The following is a 21,895-nucleotide window of genomic DNA, read 5'->3' on the forward strand; positions in this document are numbered from 1 at the left end:
GATTCAACTGCGCCGGTTTCTTCCAATTCCAGACACATAACGCAATTGTTTTGTGAACATACCCACAGAGCTTTAGTTGTCGGCAGCTGTTCTTTCCTCTGTCAAAAAATTAAGCGCTGTTTGTGCAAGAATTGCCGCTCCAATCGGGAGGCAGTTTTCGTCAATATCGAAAGTCGGCGTGTGGAGATCCCGATGGACCCCATCTGTCAGGGAACTTCCTAGGAAAAACATGGAGCCCGGCAGTTTTTGTGTGACATATCCAAAATCTTCTCCACCCATGCCAAAAGGCTTTTTGGTGATCCGCAACTTTGGATAGAGTTCGTACATCGCTTTCAGGATCCTGTCATTAACGGCTGGGTTATTGACCAGTGCCGGCTCGCCTCTATGAATTTCCAAAAAATATTCGCCGTCCAGGTTTTCTACAATCGAGAACGCTTTGTTCAATTCGGTTGATAATAGCTCACGGATTTCAGTGGAATAGCTGCGGATCGTCCCCTCAATTTCCACTTCCGTCGGTATGATATTGCTTGCTGTTCCAGCATGAATTTGGCCGATGCTGATCACAGCTCCTTCTAATGCAGGCACTTTGCGTGAAACAATCCCGTGCAATGCCTGTAAAACAGGGCCGAGCATCCAGGTTGGATCGGTTCCTAGTTCCGGATAAGCACCATGTCCGCCAGTGCCCATGATTTTCGCCTGAAAAACATCGACATTTGCCATGCTGTATCCATCACTGATCTGGACTTCTCCAGCAGGCAGCCATGGACACATATGAAGCGCAATCGCCGCCTCTACTCCGTCGTATGCCCCTGCCTGCACCAGATAAGGAGATCCTGACAATCCTGCTTCGTCTATGCATTCTTCCGCTGGTTGAAAGATGAATTTAACAGTTCCTTTGATGTCATTTTTTTTGAACTGTTCAGCTAAAATTACAGCAGCTCCCAACAGGATTGCTGCATGCGCATCATGGCCGCAAGCATGCATCATCCCCGGATTTTGTGAACGATAATCGATTTCGTTTTCTTCTTCGATGGGAAGCGCATCAATATCCGCTCTAACGGCGATTGTCGGCCCTTCTCCGGAAGTCAAGGTGCCGATGACACTCGTTTCTAACCCGATTCCAGTTTCCACCTCGATGCCGTCAATTTCCTCTAAAGCTTGTGCAATATACTGAGAGGTTTTGAACTCCTGAAAACTGAGTTCGGGATATTGATGGAATGTGCGCCGCCATGCAATCAGTTTGTCTGCTAGGGAGTCGGCTTGATCGACAATATGATGTCCAGACATCCACTCTGCACCTCGAATCCTGAAATTTAAACTTTAAGTGCGTTTTCCACGTGTTTGAATGCTTGTTCAAAATCAGCAATAATGTCTTCGATATTCTCGATGCCGCAAGACACTCGGATCAGCCCTTCAGGAATTCCCATTGCTGCACGTTCTTCGGGCGTACACTCTACATGGCTTGTTGTCCGGGCTGGGCCAACCGTCGTTTCCACTGCCCCCAGATTGGCTGCACGATGGGCATATTGCAATTTTGGAAGAAGGTCCCGTACCGTATCGACGCCGCCTTTCACTGCAAAACTGAGCATGCCGCCGAAATCCTTCATTTGTTTTTTCGCAATATCATGGTTTGGATGCGTTTCGAGTCCAGGGTAGAAGACATCTTCAACCAACTCTTTTGTTTGAAGGTATTTGGCAAGCTCCATTGCATTTTTGCATTGCTCACGTACGCGGAGGTGAAGTGTTTTCATGCCGCGCAAAGTCAAGTATGCCGCCATCGGATCCATTGTAGCGCCGTTGATTTCGCGGTAATGGTAAACTTGTTCAACAAGTTCATGGGAACCGACTAATACCCCACCCAAAGCATCTGCATGGCCGCCGAGAAATTTTGTTGCGCTGTGTATGACCAAATCCACACCAAGCTCAAGAGGGTTTTGGTTGATCGGCGTTCCGAATGTATTATCGATGATCACGAGAGCCCCAACTTCATGTCCCGCTTTTGCCATTCGTTCAATATCGGTGATTTTAACTGTTGGGTTTGTCGGCGTTTCCAAATAAAGGATTTTACACCCTTTTGAAACTTCCGCTTCAATTGATTCATGATTGCCGGTTTCGGCCAAAGCGACTTCAATATTTTGTCGTGATAGAAATTCCGTGAAGATTTTATTGGTGCCGCCGTATGTGTCTTTAACCGAAACAATACGATCGCCCGGCAACAGGAATGTCGCTAACGTATTGCTGATTGCCGCCATTCCGGTGGAAAAGCTGGTTGCCGCTTCGGCTCCTTCCAGAATCTTCACTTTATCTTCAAACGCCTGTACTGTCGGATTTGTGTTGCGCCCATAGATATGGCCTTTTTTCTTGCCGATCGCGACGTCATACCATTCATCCATATCGTCATACGTATAAGCTACGCTCAATACTACGGGTACTTGAGTTGCCCCGTGAACCAAATATTCTTTTTCTCCTGCCCATACTGCTTTTGTCCCTGCATGAATATCTTTTTGTGTCATATGACCACTCCTCTTAGTTTTTTTGGAACTCATGATGATTGTCGATTTCCACCCCTGTTTGGTGCTTTTGCAATTCTTGATAAGCAAACAGGGCAATGGCCGTATCCTGTACGCCGGTACCGGTTAAATCGCAAACTGTAATCTGGTTATCATTGTCACGGCCCTTCAACTCTTTGGAAGTCAATTGGCCAAGTTCGATAACCTGGAATACATCCTTTAGTTCGCCGCTGTCCAAAGCATGGTGCAATTCCCCGAGCTTAGCGCATTGCGCTTTGGCATCACAGACAACTTTATCCGCCGCTGCCAGGACCCGCGTCTCGAGTTCCTGCTTTTGTTCAGCGTCTGAGCCCATTGCTGTAATGTGAAGACCGGCATGCAGCCATTCTGCTTTTACGAGCGGCTCAGTTGCCGGAGTCGTTGTCACGACCAGACCGCTGCTGCGGACCACTTGTTCGGCACTTTCTGCTGCTTTGACTTCTTTGCCGAGAATTCCACTCATTTCTTCTGCGTATTGCCTGGCCCGTTCGTCAGATCTTGCATATACAAGAACCCTTTTGAAATCCCTGACCAATGCCAATGCTTTCAGCTGGAATCTCGCCTGGCTTCCTGCTCCGATCACTCCGACAGTGTGGATGTCTTTTCGCGCCAGGTAATCGGCGGCAATCGCTCCAGCCGCTGCAGTCCGGATTTCGGTCAAATAGCCATTATCCAGGAAAAGTGCCTGCGGAATACCGGTTTGTGCACTCAGCAGCATCATGAATCCATTGCCGCTCGGCAAGCCGATTTGGGGATTATCAAAAAAACCGGAAGACACTTTGATGGCAAACATCTCTTTGCCTTTCACATAAGCTGTCTTGACGTCCACTTCACCGTTATGGTCATGGATGTCTATCCGCATGATGGGCGGCATCTCCACATGGCCCTGCACCAATTTGTTGAATCCGTCTTCGATCACCATCTTCGCTTCCAGATTCAAGGTGATATATTGCTTCACTTCCTGCTCGGTGTAGATCAACAAGTTTTAGCACCTCCTTAAATGGAGTTCTCTATTTAATTAAGATTTCGCCCTTGATGTGCAGTCCTCTAGGCAGATTCGCTAAAGTTTCACAGCCATTCTCTGTCACGCGAAAAGCTTCACTTACTTCAAAACCGGATTTGTCGTACCACATTCCCGGAATTAGATGAAATGTCATATTCGGCTCAAGGATGGTTCGGTCGCCTTTGCGAATGCTTGCAGTGTGTTCACCCCAATCCGGCGGATAATTCAACCCCACCGGGTAACCGAGGCGGGACTCTTTTTCGAAACCATATCTAGCAATCGACCTGGTCCAGACTTCACAGATCTCCTCCAAGGCAATTCCAGGTTTGATCATTGCAAGGCATTCTTCAAGCCCTTCCAACGTCACCTGAACTAGTAACTTCATTTCATTGCTTGGCGTTCCGATATGGACAGTCCGTGCCAACGGCGAATGGTATCGTTTATAGCAACCGGCCAATTCTAAAATCACTGATTCATTTTTCTTATAGCGGGCGTCCGTCCATGTCAGATGAGGGGTCGATGTTTTTTCACCTGATGGCAACAGCGGCATAATGGCCGGATAGTCCCCGCCGAATTCCTCTGTGCCTGTCACTTGCGCACGCAGGATTTGGGCGGCCACATCACATTCACGGATTCCTTCATTTATCATCTCAATTCCCACAGTCATTGCTTTTCCGGCGAATAAAGCAGCCCGTTTCATGTAAGTGATTTCCTGATCGGATTTTATAAGCCGTATCCAATTCACCAATGAAGTCGCATCTTGGAAACGGGCATTCGGCAAGCCTTTTTTCAATTGTTCGTAGCATTTTGCAGTAAAATAATAATTCTCCATTTCAACGCCTATACTGCGATTCTGCTGTCCGATTTGCTTTAGAATATCAGCTACAAAATCCATTGGATGCTTTACATCTGATTGAACATACGTGTCCGGATAAGGAATGATGTTGTCATGGTACAGCCATGTTGTAATTTTTGCTCCATTTGCATCCATTGTCCGCCCTACCCAGATCGGCTGGTCTTCGTCGTCAATGACGATCAGCATCTGATGTACATAAAACGACCAAGCATCGTAACCAGAGAGGTAGTTCATATTTGCCGGATCGGTGATCAGCAAGACTTCTATCCCCCTCGCCGACATCCGCTCTTTTGTCTTTCGTATTCTTTCTTGGTACTCCGCTGTTCCAAATGACATGGAAAATCCCTCCCCAATGTATAAGATTTTCGAATTTTCGGAATAATGTTTCCGTGGGTTCAGTATAGAACATTCTCCACCAAACTATCATCTGCAATATTGTATGAAGATTTACATTTATCGTAGTCATATTTTCTTGTTGGTCCACGCCTCAAGAGAAAAAACCGCCATCCGAACTCTGAGTTGCAAGTTCGGATGGCGGTTTATCCATTTGTATGTTCTGCGACGCCAATTTCCCAAGTCTTCAGGCTTAAGTCCAATAAGAACAAATCATCGGGGTCAATAAGAGATAATCCCGTCAATGATTCGATTTTTCTTAGGCGGTACAATAAAGACTGGCGATGCAAACTCAAGGCCCTCGCCGACTGGCTGACGTTTCCATGATTCTGGTTATAGGATTTCAGCGTTCCGATTAAGTCCATATTCCGCAGAATGTCATATTCAACAAGTGGTTTAATGGTGCTCATAACCACTTCTTTCATTTCCTCATTTTGGGCAAGAGTCAACAGTACTCGATCTATACGTGTATCGCTATAGAGCATGCGTTGGCCTTTTCCTTTTTTCCGCCGGCCGATATCCAAGGCCAAGGTGGCGTGGCGATAACTTTCAGACAAGCCTTGAAAGCCTTCACTGTAATCTCCAATTCCCCAGGAAATGACGACTTCCGGCAACAGATGCTTTAAACGGCGGTTCGCCAAGTCCAAAAAATCAACGACGTGATCATCATTTGTTCCCGCAGGCTTTTCCAGATAAATCACCAGTTGGTATCCATGATAGGTCATAATAATTTCCCTTTTCAACGACTGGGCTGCAAAATAGATTTCTTCTTCTATATAGCGAATCATGCTTTCTGTCCATTGAATGTATGAATTATAATCTTTTTTGCGTTTTTCAAATAGCTCTTTGAAGTTTTCAGGAAACCCGACGATGCATATATACGGCAATTCCAGGTTATATCCCAGAAGCTTTGCTCTCGAAAATGCTTGATTTGCAGACGTGTATTCTCCTGTGGCAATTTCCTGGACGAAATCGCTGCGCAGGCTTATTTTCGTTTCTTCAATGGCATTTTTCCTTGAAAGCCATAACGATATGGTCGTCGCGGCATGTTCAAGCACCGCTATCCTGTAATGCGTCAAATAAGAAACTACTGGTGTTTCCTTCGGCAATACGACAAAAATGTAGCCTTGGGGATCTTCAGAAACTTGGAGAACCGGAATCTGCAAGATCACTTTACCGTCCAGAAGCGCCGTCCGGAATTTTCGCAGCAGAGGGTCGTTATTCACCAGATCCGCTTCTCTCCTTATCGGAAAATCACCCTGCATTACAGCATTTTTCCATTTCTCAATAAAACTTTGTGGATAGTCGCTTTTAGCCTGGATAAACCCGTTCCGGTCAGTTATCAGAAGTTGGCAATCCAGCTGTCGTTGAATGTACTTCGAGATAAGATCCAAGTCCGTATCGCCCAAAATAAGATTCAACAATTCCCGCTGTACTTTTTCTGAGCGTTCACGGTCTTTGTAGTGGGTATCATTGATGTTTTTCATCACTTCTTCGATAATAGTGGAAAACCTTACTTCCCAAGGAAGTTCAATAATCGCGAAGTTCTGTCGTTCAGCCAATTCTTTAACTTCTGCCGGAATTTCAAAAACATGGCGGCCAATTGCAATCATCAATGCCGAAGCATTTGAATCGATGATATCTTGCACAAACTTTTTAAAACTTTCCAGATCGCCATGGCATCCTATGGCAGTCGTTAGGACAAGTTCGTTTTGACGGACAAAATTTTCGACTGGCATCTCCATTACAGATACCCACTGGACAGTGCGCTCAGCCACAAAATCTTTTGCCGTTAAAATGCGGGCATTTTCTAAAATTCCATAGTTCAATACACTCTCTACCGTCAATTGCATGGTATCCCCCCATTGCGCTCCAACAGATTTCTATTTGCCCCAGGCAAATAAAGCTTGATGCAACTCTTTAACTCCAATTATAGCATTACAGAAAATGCGGGGGGCACATTAATCTGAATTAACAGTTTTCTTCCTCCCGTAGATGAATCCTTACCGGCTAGCTGTTCATCCATGAGAAGCATATGTTTTGAGCAACTTGAGCAAAATCGTAAGATCCACGTTCCTGCCGGTGATAATGACAACAAGTGACCCATTTTGATTCGGGATTTGATTGCCTAATACGGCTGCTATTCCAGTAGCCGCTGCGCCTTCCACGATCATCCTTTCCTGATCCATCATATAGGCCATCGCATAGCCAATCTCTTCTTCAGGAATCAAAACCAGCTGATCCATATATTCTTCAACCATATCAAAAGTATAGTGATTATCGAGGCCGATCCCTCCAAGCAAACTGTCCGCAAGCGTTTCACTTTCTTCCATTTCAAGCGGTTTACCTGCTTTTAAGCTTTCGTACATGACAGCGGACCGTTCCATTGAGACGCCGGTTATGCGGACATCTGGACTGTTGGTCTTTAAAGCCAAGCCGATTCCTGAAAGCAGTCCTCCTCCCGATAAAGGAACCAGCACGTCTGATAAAGTGGGAAGGTCTTCTAAAAGTTCCAAACCTATTGTTCCTTGTCCAGCAATAACATAGGGATCGTCGAATGGCTCGATTACGGTGTAGCCTCTTTCCTTCTCCAATTCAAAGCAGCGTACACCAGCCGCATCCTGGCTTTCCCCCCCTATTTCTAACCGGGCACCAAGTCTTTTCAAGGAATCCACCTTCATTTTCGGAACACGGCTTGAAATACAGACCCTTGCCTCAATTCCTATCTTTTGCGCTACAAATGCGACCGCCATCCCATGATTTCCAGTTGAATAGGTGGTGACTCCCCGTCTCTTTTCTTCGTCACTTAAGCTTAGGATTTTATTGGCAGCGCCTCTGATTTTAAATGCGCCGATTTCATGCGTATTTTCCAGTTTCAAGTAAACCGGCCGTCCTACTCTTTCAGATAATGCCAAAGACTTTATCAGAGGCGTCTTCTTTACAAGGGAAGAAATTCGTTTTCGTGCTTCCCACACTTCCTGTATTCTCATTTGTCTGTTCAAGCCGAAAGCCCCTTTCTCTGAACAAATTCTTTAGCTAAATCTTAGCCTGTTGCATCGAATATATCTATTGCTCAACATGGCTGATTTATCAGCCGAAGTTTCATACAGTTTAGCAAGGAGCTCAGCCGGTTTTCTTGTCCACGGCAAACGAGCCGCAAAAATCTTGCGGCTCAGCTATTGGTTTTCCAGCTATTACTGGTGGAAAGGATTTTTCCATTCCATCAACAATGCGTAATTTCTAGACTCTTGGTCTTCCACATAATTGGCTACTACGGAAACCGGTGTTCTTCCACAGCGCAGCAAAAAGGAAATGACCGGGTCTTTTATCTTCCCTGCTATTACTTGTTGTGCATACTGTTCTGCTGAGAGCGTATTTGAGAATTTATGATAGCCAGGCATCCTTCCCCCGCCCAGCAGACGTTCCAATCCATCGTGCACCACACGCTCATACATCGATTGCATCAGAAGCTGGCCAAGTTTCAAAGACCGGAATTTCGGCAGGATGCAAATATCAACGACATACAATGTTGCGCCGTCGGAGTTGTGATTTCGGATATAGCCATCATCTGTTATCTCCTGCCATGTATGCACGGGATGAGCAGGATCAAAGTCCGTCAGCAATGCCGTCATCGATCCAGCCATTTCTCCTTCCACTTCTATACACAACGCCCCTTGCGGATACAAGTCCACATGATTCGCCAATTGTTCATCATTCCACCAAAGTTCTGATGGAAACGGAGGTGGAAAACTTTCCTTCTGAATGGCAATCAGTTCCGGAAAATCAGCTTTAGTGTAATTGCGGATCTCCACTGCTACAGGCGTATCGCCGTCAAACACATACTGGGTCTTCCTGTACATGTGCTTTCCCTCCTTTCTCCTTATCATACTTCACTCCGGACTATGAAAAAAGCTGCTCAATTTTGAGCAGCTTGGCCATCGGATAATTAGATTGGTGGCAATACATTTGGTCCACTGAGGGCAACGACTGCCAATAATGCGGCATATGCAACAGACTGGATGAACAATCTCTTTTTCATCATTTCAACTCACCTCCATTTTCTTCATCGTAAGTTTGATAGAAATACGCTTTTTCCCACTGCTGCTGGTTTCGGTAATGGGCGGCGAGTTCAGCAGCAACAATTTTTGTTTCCTTTATATAACCATTCTTTCTGAAAAATGGAAACATTGTTTCTTCACAATAGGCCATAAGGTCTGGTTGGGAAAAATTTCTTTTCTCGAAATAATTGGCATAAATATGAAAATATTTGTCTTTAGGTGAATTGCTTATCGCTTTCAACTCTTCAATCTGTATAGCTGAGTTTTGGCCGCCTTCAACCATGGACTCCAAAAGACTGGTCAAAACCGCTTTATAGAAATACGTGTCGGGTTCGACTTTTTCCTTTAACGCCTGGAGAATCTCCAGAGCTTCACCGTGCGCATTTTTCAGCCTCAGCAACTCTGTATAATTATAGAGCGTTTGATTGTGCAATACTGACTGCTTCGTCAGATGAGTATTGCGGATCAACACTTCGTAAAGGCTTTCTGCCTGAACCAGCAGATTTCTGCGGGTATAATTGATTGCCAAAAGTATCTGCGCATGGAGCAGCCGGATGTAATTATGGTGCAGCTGAAAAGAGCGGACGGCCAGTTCGGCAAAATGCGCCGATAGTTCATGGCGGTCTGCCAAAACCAGCATCCGGGCCTTTTGATAATAGAACTCTCCTTCGAATTTTTGGGGAATACTTTGGATGCCCAGATCCAAACTGTTGAGAAATTCAAGAGACTTCGTATTATCCCCCATCATGGACCAGTACAAGGATTGGAAAAATTGGTGGATCCAATGCTCCGGAGCCAAAAAAGACGCTTTCATACGTTCCAGCATTTTTTTCTGTTCTTCTGCTTTCATGAGATCCGTATCGTAAATATAAAAGCGGAATTTATAGAGTTCGTATTGATTGACCAACTCTGTAGATTGAATATAATCATTTTCTGTTTCCAACTGCTTGTATATTTCACGCATCGTTTCAAGATCATAATGGAGGGAACAATCAATGAATTTTCCAATGATTTTCTCCAAACGCATATGTTTTTCAACTTCTCTGTTCAATAGAACGCCCATTTTCAATAACAAGGCTTTAATGGTCGATTCATGAGGACTGTAAGCGTTGGACTCGATCTTGCTTAAATGTGAAATCGAGCAGATGCCTTCAGCCAGTTGTAACTGGGTCAGTTTGTTTTTCGTCCGGTAATACTTGATGATTGAACCAGCATTCATATTTTCACCCTTTTTTTACAGAATAAATAAAATATACCATAAAAAGAAACTTCAATCAGCGGTGGACTATCTTCCATTGATCAAAGCTCAATAGGAGCACATTAAAGCGGGATAAAAAAACCCCAGCATTGCTGCCAGGGTTGCCTCTTTCGCTACTTGCTTATTTCATTATTGGACTCGCGAAAAACCGAATCCTGATGCGTAATCATCACCATAGCCAGCACCTGAACCCGACAGGATGTCATATGCTTTTGCGCGATTTTGAAGATTAGCTCTCACTTGGACATTGGTCGCACTTGGGTTCGTTGCCCATACTTTTGCTGCAAGTCCTGCTGCATGCGGTGAAGCCATCGAAGTTCCACTGATTGTTGCGTAACCGCCCGTATACCAAGCTGAGTAAATTGCTGCACCTGGTGCGGATAGTTCAACATCGTATTTACCGATCGAATAATCACCATCTGTGGAGCTATAGCCGCGTGAAGAGAAATCCGCTACACGGTAGGTGCCATTTTGGATGACGTTTTCAAGTGCCGCCACTGCCACGGCATTCTGCAATGCTCCCGGGAAACCGATCGATCCTTGATAAGGACCTGAGTTTCCAGCTGCCGCAATGATCAATACGCCTTTGTTGTAGGCATAGTTGACTGCGTTCGTGATCAAGCTGCTTTCAGCGGAAGATCCCAAAGACATATTGATGACCACTTTCGTTTTTAATGCAGTGGCTTGATCCGCAACGTGGCGGATGGCAGCTGCAATATCATCAGAAGAACCGGATCCGTTATCCCCTAGTACTTTATATGCCCATAGATCAGATTGAGGAGCCACCCCGTATAAGCCCCCGTTCCCGTTCGCCAGCGCAGATCCTGCGACGTGCGTGCCATGCCCCTGACGATCTGTACACGTACCATTTGTGATGCTTGCACCAAGGGTGAAGTCTTTACATTGCTCTACGTTATTCGCTAAATCTGCATGGTTTACGTTGACGCCAGTGTCGAGTACGGCGATGTTAATGCCGGCTCCTCCTGAAGACTGAGCAAGGTTGGCGTTATTGTAGATAGCCTTGATCCCCCATGGTGTTGATTGAGCAGCCGCCATAGTCGAGTATTTAGCCAGTGGTTCAGAAGACGTTTCTTCAATGCTGTATTCAGGGACTTTTTCAACGACTATATTTTTGTTTTTCTGAAGAGCTTCGAATTGTTTCTCATTCATATTGGTGGTGAATCCTTCATTATCAAAATCCCAGTGCACACCGTATTGGTTTTTAGCGTTTTTCAGCTCTTTTTGGTTTGCCGTATCAATCAATACACGGAACTTCTCATTGCCGTTTGCTTTTTCAGCGGAATTCCCGTTTGCGCTGACTCCCATTGCCGGTACTAACAACGCAGCTGCCAGCATTGCTGTCGTGATGAATTTTGCCGATTTCTTCATCATTCAATCCCCTTTTCCAATATGGTTTATGGCGGCCAGGATCCAGCGACGGCGTCCCGCACTTTCACACCTTCCCAACTTGATGGCCCTGCCACATCTTTAAAGTTAGCAGAAGTTTCAGTTTTCCGTAATTGGGAAATTTTTTCGTTAAACTATGTAATTATTCTTGAACAGGTCTAATTGCTCAATCAAATATACCTACAATAGATTTTTCCAAAAAAAAAAGCCGTAAAGCCAAACCCTCATGGCGCTACAGCATTTACACTCAATGACCGTCAGTAAATTTCTTTTCTCATGAAATATATACAAGCTTCATATGGCTGCAGGACACCTTTAACACGCTCATCATAATTGGTCAGAAGAAGCTCCGCATCGTAAGGCGTATTCCATGTGCAGGTGCTGTCAGTTAAATTCGAAGCAATGAGCATTTTGGTATAGCGGTCTTCCCGGACGTACGCGTATACATCCGGACATCCGGAATCAGTCAGATTAGTGGTTCCATACACCAGCACGTCCCAATTTTGGCGAAGATGGATCATTTTCTTATAATAGGTCCAAATAGATTTCGGATCATCTTTTTGAGCCTCGACATTCAACCATTTATAATTCGGATTGACTGCAAGCCAAGGTTCGGTCTTGGAGAACCCCGCATAGTCCTCGCTGTTCCATTGCATCGGCGTACGGGCATGGTCACGACTGATTTTTTTAATAATTTTCATCAGTTCCTCATGGGATGCACCTTCCCTGCGATTGTACCGATACATATTTTTAGTTTCGATATCATTATACATTTCAATATCGTCAAACGGCGCATTGGTCATGCCGATTTCCTGTCCCTGGTAAATGAAGGGGGTACCCTGCATGAAAAAATACATGCAAGCCAATGCCGTCGCACTTTCAAACCAATAATCCTGATCATTTCCCCAAATCGAAACCGTTCTTGGGCGATCATGGTTTTCCAAGTACAGCGAATTCCAGGCGATGCCATGCGCCGCTTTTTGCCAGCGGTCCAGAACTTCTCTTAGATCCTCCACATCCAATCCGGCATCAAAGCTGCTGCTTGCCGCTTCATGGGCTTCCAGGTGAAAAATCATATTGAATTTTCCTTCATGCTCACTGATCCATTGTTCCAAATCCTGCGATTTGGTACTGTTCGCTTCACCTACTGTCACAATGTCGTACCCTGAAAAAGCTTTATCCCGTAGTTCTGCCAGCATCTCCTGTAGTCCCTCCACATCGGTGAATTTTTCCCACGCTGGAAGATAGGGCAGGTTTTTAGGATTGGGCATATCACTGTAATCTTTTTTTATGTGGTTGATGGCATCTACACGAAACCCATCAATTCCTTTATCCAGCCACCAGCGGATCATTTCATATACGGCTTCACGCATGTCTTGGTTTTCCCAGTTCAGATCCACTTGGTTTTTCGTGAAGATATGCAAATAATATTGATTGGTCTTCGGATCGAATGTCCAGGCGGGACCTCCGAAAATACATTCCCAATTGGTTTGTTGGTCACGCCATACATACCAGTCACGCTTCGGATTTTCTTTGGAGGACCGAGACTCCAAAAACCATGGATGCTGATCGCTTGTGTGGTTGATGACCAGGTCGATGATAAGCCTCATGCCTCTTTTATGCACTTCTTCAAGGAGACGGTCAAAATCCTCCATGGTGCCCATTTCTTCCATGATGGCTTTATAATCGCTGACATCATAACCATTGTCTACATTCGGAGATTTATACATCGGACAAATCCAGATAATATTGATGCCCAAATCGTCCAGGTAATCCAGTTTTTCTGTCACACCATTCAAATCACCGATGCCGTCTCCGTTCGAGTCCTTAAAACTGCGCGGATAAATTTGATAGACTACTGCCTCTTTCCACCATGTTTTCTTCAAAGCACTCTCCCTCTTCCTGAAATTGGAAATAAGTAGTGTTGAATCATGTTGCTGTTTGGCTCCACTCCTTATCGATCAAATAGCTGAAACCTGCTCTTTAAGGCTGTCCGTCCATTTCCAGTCGCTGATGTCAGCAGCCTGCGACACGTGGTGCGGCTTGCTAGCGCCTACAATCGCTGAAGTGACGGCCGGCTGGTTGAGTGTCCAGGCCAGTGCAAATTGCGACAGATTATAATCTTTATCGTCCAGCAATTCCTTATAGGCTGCAACTTTTTCAAAGTTGGCATCTGTGAAATAATGCCGGATGAGTTCTTCTCCTTTTGCCGCTCGGCTGTCTTTGGGCATATCGCCTTTTTCTTTGTACTTTCCAGACAGCACGCCTCGAGCCATCGGACTGTATATCAGTAATCCCATTTTCTCAGCTGCGCAATAGGGCGTTATTTCGCTTTCCAATTCGCGGGACAATAAATTATATTGTGACTGACTCGATACAAAATGCTCGAATCCATGCAACTCACTGATTCCCCGCGCTTTTGCCATTTGCCAGGCAGCATAATTCGAACAGCCGATATAACGGACCTTCCCTTGCCTCACCAAATCAGTCAGTGCGGATAGCGTTTCTTCCAATGGTGTGCTGTTGTCGAAACGGTGCACCTGATAAAGGTCGATCCAGTCCGTCTGCAGCCTCCTCAAAGATTCTTCTGCCTGCTGCATGATATGGTGTTTGGATAGACCCTGCTGGTTGGGCCCTTTGCCCATTGGCAAGCCCACTTTTGTGGCCACTACCGCATTGTTCCTTTTTCCTTTTAGGTAACGGCCAACAATTTCTTCGCATTCCCCAGTTCCGTACTTAAAAGATTCATCCTGTCCTTTGCCATAAAAATTGGCTGTATCGATCACATTAATGCCTCTTTCCAGCGCAATATCCATTATGTCAAATGAAGCCTGCTCGTCGATCCACCGGCCGAAAGCCATCGTGCCTAAACTCAAGTTTGAAATCCTTAACCCTGTTCCTCCTAAGTTCTTATATTCCATCCAATCCCCCCTATTGACCACTGCCCGAATCTCCAGCGATTCCTTACTCTTTTTATTCCATATTCCTATGGAAATTCCTGCAATTAAGCTCAAAATTTTATTAGAAACTTCATTATAAAAAGCCATCTGTAAAATTTCTCTACAGATGGCTCCTTCCATTTCCTATTCCGTTTTATGGGCTTCAAATACCTTTGCTGCAAATCCGGCAACATAATCACTGCCGCCATTGTCTTCAATTGATTCGATCATCATGGCTAAGATGAAATCCGGACTTTCAGAATCGTAGGCGACAAAAAAGCCATTTTCCTGCCCTTCTTCTCCGATGGCACCTTTCAATTCAGCCGTACCGGTTTTTCCGGCAATTTTCACAGTTGAGCTATTGGCAGACTGTGCGTAGCCATCCACTACGACATTTCGCATACCGGCGCGGAGCGTTTCAGCATTGTCTGCGCTCAATAAGCCATCTTTCCAAACCTGTCCTTTTTCCTCGTCCATGAACAGCAGAGGCTTATACATGATGCCATCTGTCAGGAACGGCTCATACATCGAGGCCAAATGAAGGATGTTCGTCAACATTTGCCCCTGCCCAAATGAAGTATCCGCCAGCTGACCTTCAGATCCGAGCGTTCCTTCATTGGAAATCTGTGAGGTCTGCAGCTCCAAAGCAAATGGAACCTCTTCTCCGAAGCCGAAGCTCTGCAAACCGGAGATAAATGCTTCATTGCCCATTTCGAGCGCTTGACGGGCAAAGTAGATATTGTCCGAGTACACCAGCGCTTTGTTCAAATCAATTGGATTGGGTGCTTCCGGATGCAGACGCGAAACCCGGTAATCTCCCCATGAACCATCTTTTTGCCACGTCGCACCGTCAATCTGAATGCCTGCGGCTGGATCAAGCGTTCCCGCTTCCATGCCGATGGCCGCCGTGACAGGCTTGATCGTTGAACCCGGTGCATAAGCTGCCCCAAATCGATTGAATAAAGGATTCAAGGGATCTTCAGTCAATTCTTTGTAGCGGCTTTCACTGATGCCCAGCATGTATTCGTTCGGATCATAGGCCGGCGAACTGGCCAATACCAAAGTTTCACCCGTGTTCGGGTCAACTGCAGCACTGGTTCCTGCTTCGCCTTCCATCGCATCAAAGGTCGATTTCTGCAATTCTGCATCAATTGTCAGGATGACGGTTTCCCCGTTTTCCGCCGGTGTTTCCGCCACCGTCAGCTCTTCTCCTTGTTTATCAATCAGGATTTTTACGCCGTTGGCACCGTGAAGCCGTTCTTCAAGTGTCTGTTCAAGCCCTCTTCTGCCGATTGAATCCGTCGACGTATAGCCCTGGTCTTTCAGCTCTTCTAGCTTTTCTGCAGTAATGGGGCCGATATAGCCGCTTAAATGTCCAAGGGCTTCTCCATACGGATATTCACGCATAGCAGTTTCCTGATAGGTCACTCCTGGAATTGCTGCCGCTTTTTCCAATAGTTCCGTGTTGGTTTTGGCTGCTTTGGCAATCGGCACAAACTGCTCTTCCTGCACCCAGCTCTGTCCCATTTTTTCATCGATGGATGCTGCTGAAATCCCGAGAATTTCCGCCAACTCTTCTTTGGCAGCGGCATCTGTGAAGCTCTTAGGCACAACCCCGATGTTAAAGCCGGTTCCATTGATGGCTATCGGCTGTTCATTGCGGTCCAGGATTTCACCGCGCTCCGCTTTTGTTGTGGACACACGTACTTCGTCCCCTTTTTCCAGCTGCTCAAAAATGAACGATGGATCCCATTCAACAAACCACGCTTCTGTTTCTTCCTGTGCTTCAAACAATAAAGTCATTGTCTTTTCAAACTCGACCGGTCCGGCCAATGTATCCATCTTCACCTGCACCGGGAAATCAGCCGGGTTTTCAGTATCCCATTCTGCATCTTCCGGCGGCTCAGTATAGCTCACTTCGACATTTTCAATTGCCAGCTCTTCATAAAGCATTTGCTGCCGCTCGATAAAATCCTCCGAAGCGTAAGCTTCTTTTGTGCCGGTATTTAAATAAGCACTATACATTTCCGAGAACTCTCCAGTGTTCCAGTGTTCTATGTATTCCTTCAACCTGTCTTCAGGCGTTGCCTGCTGCTGGCAGCCAGCCAGAAATAGCAGGATAGCCAAAGCCAGAATAACTGTTAATTTCTTGCCCATACCATAACCCCCAGTTGTTTTCTTTATTTTACCAATAAATACCCAAAAGGTGAAAGGATAAAAGCTCCGCTGGAAGATGAATCGCTGAATATCATTTCTTTTCATTCCATTAGCCAGCATGCAAGCTGTTCGGAAAAAAAACTGTCATTTTTTCGGAGTAGCCTAAGTCGTAGGAAGAAAACACTTTAGTTGCAGATGAAAACATCCGCAAACAAAGTGTTTTTATATGGTAAACTATTTAACAAAAGATAGGAGGATGAATATGGTTGAAATTACATTTTCAGAATCAATTGGTTCTGTCCTAACACTTGAAAAGAGAACGCGCTTAAAGCAAATTCACGAAGACCTTTACAACAAAAAAGGTAAAGGCTCTAATTTTCTCGGCTGGCTGGATTGGCCAAGTACGCTTGATGAGGAGTTCATGGGGAAAGTCGAAAAAACGGCTGCCCAAATCCGTGATAACGCGGACGTCTTGGTAGTCATCGGCATAGGTGGTTCATACCTGGGTGCCAAGGCCGTGTTATCGGCATTGGATCCTTATTTCAGTAAAGAATCCGGACTGGAAGTGGTCTTCGCAGGGCATCAAGTCAGCGGCGAATACTTGAAGCAATTGCTTGCCCATCTTGAAGGCAAACGCGTCATGGTCAATGTCATTTCCAAATCCGGAAAAACGACGGAGCCCGCCATCGCTTTCCGTTTCCTGAAAGATTATATGGAAAAACGCTATGGCCAGGAAGCGGCAGAACGGATTATCGTGACAACCGATGCCGAAAAAGGGGCATTGCTGACACTTGCAGAAGAAAACGGCTATGAACGCTTTGTCGTACCTGCAGATGTGGGCGGACGCTATTCCGTTTTCACTGCTGTCGGCCTGGTGCCAATTGCGGCTGCCGGCTATTCCATCCGCGACTTGATTGCGGGAGCAGTAAGTGCTGAAGAGCTTTACAACAACACGGATGCTGATGAAAATCCAGCGCTGCAATACGCGGCAGTCCGCCACCAGTTGTATGTGGAAGGATATACGACAGAAGTGATGGCGACATTCGAACCGAAGCTTTCATTCGTCCAGGAATGGTGGAAGCAATTATTCGGCGAAAGTGAAGGGAAAGAAGGCAAAGGGATTTTCCCGGCGTCCGTTTCCTTTACTACTGACCTGCATTCGATGGGACAGTACATCCAGGACGGCAAGCGCAATTTGTTTGAAACCTTCCTGCTGGTTCAGGAAGCAAACGAAGATTTGTCAATTTTTGAAGCTGAAAACGATGACGATGAATTGAACTATATGGCGGGGCTCTCCCTGCAGGAATTCAATCATGTGGCATATAAAGGAACATCAAGCGCCCATTTGGACGGCGGTGTGCCGCAGCTCAGCCTGACAATTCCTAAAATCAATGAATACTACCTCGGCCACTTGCTGTATTTTTATATGCTGGCATGTGCCTACAGTGCCTATATGCTCGACATCAACCCATTCGATCAGCCAGGGGTCGAAGATTACAAGAACAATATCTTTAAACTCTTGAACAAACCTGGATTTTAAAACATCGAAAAAAGCTGACCTTTTACAGGTCAGCTTTTTTTAATGGAATTTTTTCAATCAATTCTTTTCCAACACCAGCAAAGCCGCTCCGAGTATGCCCGCATCATTTTCAAACTGTGCAATTTCTACAGCCAGCGGATTCAGCAATTGCGGCTCCAGCTTCTGAAGGAACAACTCCCACCAGAACTCCGCCGATTCCGAAACGCCTCCACCAATGATCATCATGTCCATATCAAATGCTGCCTGCAGGCTGCTGACAATAAAGGCCAGATCAGCTGTGAATCCTTCAACGACTTGCATAAAGGCTGGATCTGTTGCTGCATTTTCAAACAGCTCCTGAGGCGTTACGTTCAAACCAGCTTCTTTGATGCGCCGCCGGATGGCTGTGCCGGAAACATATTGTTCACCGCAGCCTTTCCGGCCGCACGGGCAAAGGACGCCGCCCGGGTACAGGAGCATATGGCCAAGCTCTCCAGCTCCTCCGTGCCGGCCGCCGCTCAAAAGCTGGCCATCCCATAGGACACCACCGCCAAGTCCTGTGCCAAGCGTCAAACAAACGACACGGTCAAGCCCTTTGGCCGCTCCGAATTTCGATTCAGCCAATGCCGCGCAATTAGCGTCATTTTCCAGCTCTACCTGCTTGCCAGTTGCTTTTTCCAATTGTTTTTTTACGGCTGTCCCTGACCACCCCGGAAGAATGTCGGTCGCGTAGATGACACGCCCTTCTTTCGGATCGACAAAGCCATGGGTACCGATGCCAATCGCTGCCACTTCAGGATGCAAGGCCAGTACGCGCAGAACCTGCTGCTCCAAATAATCATATAAAGGAAAGGCCGTTGGTACCTGTTCGTCATAAAAAATCTCCCCATTCGCATCAATGACGCCCATGCGAATTTTCGTTCCACCAATATCGATTCCTAAAACCTTTGTCATAAGAGCCTCCTAATAGTTGACTGAAGTAGTTCTATCATACAGGATTCGTCTAGTGGCAAACAGTATTTTATACAATCTTCTGTCAGTGTCACTGCACCCGCCCGTTGTCATCCATTGAATTTGTGTTAACTAAAATAAAATATAAGTTGACTTAAATATTTTGTCTGATTATACTCGAATTATATTGAAAATCAGGAGGATACAGAATGACAATGACTACAACCAGATCGACCAATCATTCCCGCACGCTGCAATTGGTGCATATCGCTATGTTCTCTGCCTTAATGGCAATTGGCGCAAACATCGCTTCATTTTTGATCGTTGGAGGCGTACCAATTACGCTTCAGACATTCTTTGCAATTTTGGCAGGCCTATTACTCGGCAGCCGTATAGGAGCCGTTTCCATGATTGTCTATGCATTTATCGGCCTTGCCGGGGTTCCGGTCTTCGCAAAATTTTCCGGCGGCATGGATACCCTGATCAGTCCGACATTCGGATTTATTCTTTCTTATGTATTCGTTGCTTATATTGTCGGATTGATTGTGGAGAAATGGCCTTCCAAAAAAGGGTTTATCGTTGCAGCGCTCGCCGGAACAGCTATCAATTACTTGTTTGGCACGAATTGGATGTATGCAGCCTATAAGCTGTGGTTCGCTGCACCAGAAGGCTTCACCTATCAGATGGCTTGGGCCTGGATGGCTGTGCCTCTCCCTAAAGATCTCCTATTGGCAGTACTTGCCGGTTTGTTCGGTTACCGATTGCGGCCGATCATCCAAAAATATCTATAAAAAAACCGGATGCCTCAGGGGCATCCGGTTTTTTGATCCATTTATTTAGATGGGGCAGATTTCCACTGGTCTTCCAACCATTTTTCGAAATCCTCGCCTTTATCGCCTTTATACGTGTCGTAGATATCCACGCGCATTTTTTGGAGCTTCACTTTGAAGTCCTCATAGCTGTGGTCGGCAGGCAAACTTTTCTTGATGCGCACAAGCACCTTGGTAGTGTCTTTGATCAAGTCAAATTTCTTCCGTTCCGGCATGTGGACGTTTTCGCCAAAATCTTTTAATTTTGCATAAGCAGCTTCCTGCACTTGATAGACAGGGTCATGGTTCATGCGATGGGTCAAAAGGTCGATTGTTGGATCGCTTTTCCAGTTGCCAAGCTCCTCAACCGCAGCCAAACGCTCTTTCCAGTTTGCTGTCCGGTTCGCCGCTTTTTTCAATTCGTCATAATTCGGTGGTAAATTAGGGGTGTTTTTGTTCGGTTGTTTCAAAAATTTCATTCTCCTTTGTTCATCTCCCTTTTCGGGAAATGGCGTAATGCTCTCCGTTGACGGAACAAGTTCTTCCCAGTATACCATCAACTGAGCCAAAAAGAAAAAAGTCGACTATTCTGCATCAGACTAATATTGTTGAAGCATCATCAGTTTTAGCCCATACAACTTCTTCAAATTAAACAGGACACCAGCGGATGTCTTCATCCGCTGGTGTCCTGTTTTTCATTTATAAGTTTTTGATGGCCCCGATCAAACGCTCGACTTCTTCTTCTGAACTATAAGGGGCAAGGCCGGCCCGCACCCAGCCTCCGCTGTCGTTGACCCCCAAGACCTCACCAAGCGTAGAAGCATAGAAATGGCCGGCGGCGACAAAGATGCTGTGGTCTTCTGCTAATCTCCTGCAGATTTCCCCAGGCTCCCTGCCGCTGACCTGGAAAGCGACTGTCGGTGTTTTTTGCACGTCGTTGGCGGCTTGCGTAACCGTCACACCTTCGATTGCAGCTAACCCTTCCCGAAGCCGGTCAGCCAGGCTATTTTCATAGATTTCAATTCGCTCCATACCGCTTATAATCTGTTCTCTTCGGCTTTCACCTTCACCGAATTGGGCAAAAAATTCGATGGCTGGGCGGATGCCCGCTATGCCTTCATGGTTTTGCGTACCAGTTTCCAGCTTATCCGGATAATAGCTGGGAGAAGTGGTCAGCTTATAAGGCTCAAGATTCTTAAAGACCGCTTCTTTGATTGCCGCTATTCCGATATGCGGTCCGAAGAATTTATACGCTGAGCACAATAAAATATCAATTTGCTGCTGATCCCGGTCAATCGGCAGATGAGGCGCAGCATGGACAGCATCCGCTACCAGAAGGGCACCGACTTTTTTCGCCCGTTCGGCGAAAGGCTGGAGGTCGACGACTGTACCGATGGCGTTGGAAGCCATTCCCACCGCGACGATTTTTGTCTTGTCATTGATCAACTTATCCAGATCTTTCAAATCCAATGTTTTTGTATCGGGTTCGACCTTGACCCAGCGGACCGTCAATCCACGATCTTTTGCCATCATGATCCAGGGATCGACGTTGGCGCGGTGGTCCATTTCAGTGACAACGATTTCGTCACCCGCTTTGAAGTTTTTGCCGAGTGCATTCGCTATCGCAATCGTCAAAGTAGTCATGTTCGCACCGAATGCCACCTCATTTGCCTGGACATTCAGAAAGTCAGCCACAGCCAATCTTGCTTCCGAAATGATTTCTTCAGTTTCCCAGCTGGACGGGAAAGTCCCGTGAAGATTGGCGCCTCCTCTTTCCATATAAGCGGTGATCGCCTGGATTGCCGAATTGACGACCTGTGAACCGCCTGGCCCATCAAAATAGGCAACAGGTCTGTCTTTATACGTTCTGGCCAAAGCCGGGAATTGCGCCCGGACTTCAGTAATGGGAAACGTTGTTTTAGTGGATTTCATTGGATGCAGCTCCTTTTCATTTAAGGTACTGTTACCGTATTCAATTTTCCGTTGAAATCTCCTT

At 46.0% G+C, this 21,895-nt stretch carries 17 protein-coding genes; 2 read left to right on the forward strand and 15 right to left on the reverse strand.

Translation table 11 applies throughout. The features are described 5' to 3' along the window. Nucleotides 1-72: 72 nt before the first annotated feature. The 12 genes from ACRC6Q_RS11390 to ACRC6Q_RS11445 form a co-directional block, all read right to left on the reverse strand. On the reverse strand, nucleotides 73-1,287 hold the full coding sequence (locus tag ACRC6Q_RS11390) for a M20 metallopeptidase family protein (RefSeq protein WP_431466565.1): 1,215 nt from the start codon (nucleotides 1,285-1,287) through the stop codon (nucleotides 73-75). Between the two features lie 26 nt (nucleotides 1,288-1,313). After that, a complete protein-coding gene (locus ACRC6Q_RS11395; RefSeq protein ID WP_431466566.1) occupies nucleotides 1,314-2,513 on the reverse strand; it encodes a cystathionine gamma-synthase family protein in 1,200 nt (399 codons plus the stop codon). 13 nt (nucleotides 2,514-2,526) lie between these two features. Continuing rightward, on the reverse strand, nucleotides 2,527-3,531 hold the full coding sequence (locus tag ACRC6Q_RS11400) for a cyclodeaminase (protein WP_431466567.1): 1,005 nt from the start codon (nucleotides 3,529-3,531) through the stop codon (nucleotides 2,527-2,529). Nucleotides 3,532-3,559: 28 nt separating this feature from the next. Beyond that, nucleotides 3,560-4,744, reverse strand: coding sequence for a M24 family metallopeptidase (locus ACRC6Q_RS11405; RefSeq protein WP_431466568.1), 1,185 nt, complete (start codon nucleotides 4,742-4,744; stop codon nucleotides 3,560-3,562). A 203-nt stretch (nucleotides 4,745-4,947) separates the two neighbouring features. Beyond that, nucleotides 4,948-6,654, reverse strand: coding sequence for a PucR family transcriptional regulator (locus tag ACRC6Q_RS11410; protein WP_431466569.1), 1,707 nt, complete (start codon nucleotides 6,652-6,654; stop codon nucleotides 4,948-4,950). Nucleotides 6,655-6,819: 165 nt separating this feature from the next. Next, nucleotides 6,820-7,791 (reverse strand): hydroxyectoine utilization dehydratase EutB, encoded by a 972-nt coding sequence (eutB, locus tag ACRC6Q_RS11415; protein WP_431466793.1) that lies wholly within the window; start codon nucleotides 7,789-7,791, stop codon nucleotides 6,820-6,822. 204 nt (nucleotides 7,792-7,995) lie between these two features. Then, nucleotides 7,996-8,661, reverse strand: coding sequence for a GNAT family N-acetyltransferase (locus tag ACRC6Q_RS11420; protein ID WP_431466570.1), 666 nt, complete (start codon nucleotides 8,659-8,661; stop codon nucleotides 7,996-7,998). 178 nt (nucleotides 8,662-8,839) lie between these two features. Then, nucleotides 8,840-10,078, reverse strand: a complete 1,239-nt coding sequence (locus ACRC6Q_RS11425) for a helix-turn-helix domain-containing protein (protein WP_431466571.1) — start codon at nucleotides 10,076-10,078, stop codon at nucleotides 8,840-8,842. Nucleotides 10,079-10,246: 168 nt separating this feature from the next. Further along, nucleotides 10,247-11,506, reverse strand: coding sequence for a S8 family peptidase (locus ACRC6Q_RS11430; protein ID WP_431466572.1), 1,260 nt, complete (start codon nucleotides 11,504-11,506; stop codon nucleotides 10,247-10,249). Between the two features lie 275 nt (nucleotides 11,507-11,781). Next, a complete protein-coding gene (locus tag ACRC6Q_RS11435; protein ID WP_431466573.1) occupies nucleotides 11,782-13,410 on the reverse strand; it encodes an alpha-glucosidase in 1,629 nt (542 codons plus the stop codon). Between the two features lie 75 nt (nucleotides 13,411-13,485). Next, a complete protein-coding gene (locus ACRC6Q_RS11440) occupies nucleotides 13,486-14,445 on the reverse strand; it encodes an aldo/keto reductase (protein ID WP_223635922.1) in 960 nt (319 codons plus the stop codon). 162 nt (nucleotides 14,446-14,607) lie between these two features. Continuing rightward, nucleotides 14,608-16,620 carry a penicillin-binding transpeptidase domain-containing protein gene (locus ACRC6Q_RS11445; protein WP_431466574.1) on the reverse strand — a complete coding sequence of 671 codons (2,013 nt, stop codon included), beginning with the start codon at nucleotides 16,618-16,620 and terminating at the stop codon, nucleotides 14,608-14,610. A 262-nt stretch (nucleotides 16,621-16,882) separates the two neighbouring features. On the opposite strand from ACRC6Q_RS11445, the gene ACRC6Q_RS11450 reads away from it, so the two are divergent. Continuing rightward, nucleotides 16,883-18,160, forward strand: a complete 1,278-nt coding sequence (locus tag ACRC6Q_RS11450) for a glucose-6-phosphate isomerase (RefSeq protein ID WP_431466575.1) — start codon at nucleotides 16,883-16,885, stop codon at nucleotides 18,158-18,160. A gap of 57 nt (nucleotides 18,161-18,217) precedes the next feature. Here the strand turns inward: ACRC6Q_RS11450 and ACRC6Q_RS11455 are convergent, their stop codons facing one another. Then, complete coding sequence (locus ACRC6Q_RS11455) at nucleotides 18,218-19,093, reverse strand: ROK family protein (RefSeq protein WP_223635916.1); 876 nt, start codon at nucleotides 19,091-19,093, stop codon at nucleotides 18,218-18,220. A gap of 206 nt (nucleotides 19,094-19,299) precedes the next feature. Here ACRC6Q_RS11455 and ACRC6Q_RS11460 point away from each other — a divergent pair, with 206 nt between their 5' ends. Then, nucleotides 19,300-19,881: a biotin transporter BioY gene (locus ACRC6Q_RS11460; protein WP_223635914.1), complete on the forward strand. Its 582-nt coding sequence runs from the start codon at nucleotides 19,300-19,302 to the stop codon at nucleotides 19,879-19,881. A 41-nt stretch (nucleotides 19,882-19,922) separates the two neighbouring features. On the opposite strand, the gene ACRC6Q_RS11465 is transcribed toward ACRC6Q_RS11460, so the two are convergent. Both ACRC6Q_RS11465 and ACRC6Q_RS11470 read right to left on the reverse strand, forming a co-directional pair. Next, nucleotides 19,923-20,369: a HEAT repeat domain-containing protein gene (locus tag ACRC6Q_RS11465; protein ID WP_223635912.1), complete on the reverse strand. Its 447-nt coding sequence runs from the start codon at nucleotides 20,367-20,369 to the stop codon at nucleotides 19,923-19,925. 229 nt (nucleotides 20,370-20,598) lie between these two features. Beyond that, nucleotides 20,599-21,831, reverse strand: coding sequence for a cysteine desulfurase-like protein (locus ACRC6Q_RS11470; RefSeq protein WP_431466576.1), 1,233 nt, complete (start codon nucleotides 21,829-21,831; stop codon nucleotides 20,599-20,601). Between the last annotated feature and the right edge of the window lie 64 nt (nucleotides 21,832-21,895).

The sequence above is a fragment of the Planococcus sp. SE5232 genome (genome assembly GCF_050686535.1).
Lineage (GTDB): Bacteria > Bacillota > Bacilli > Bacillales_A > Planococcaceae > Planococcus.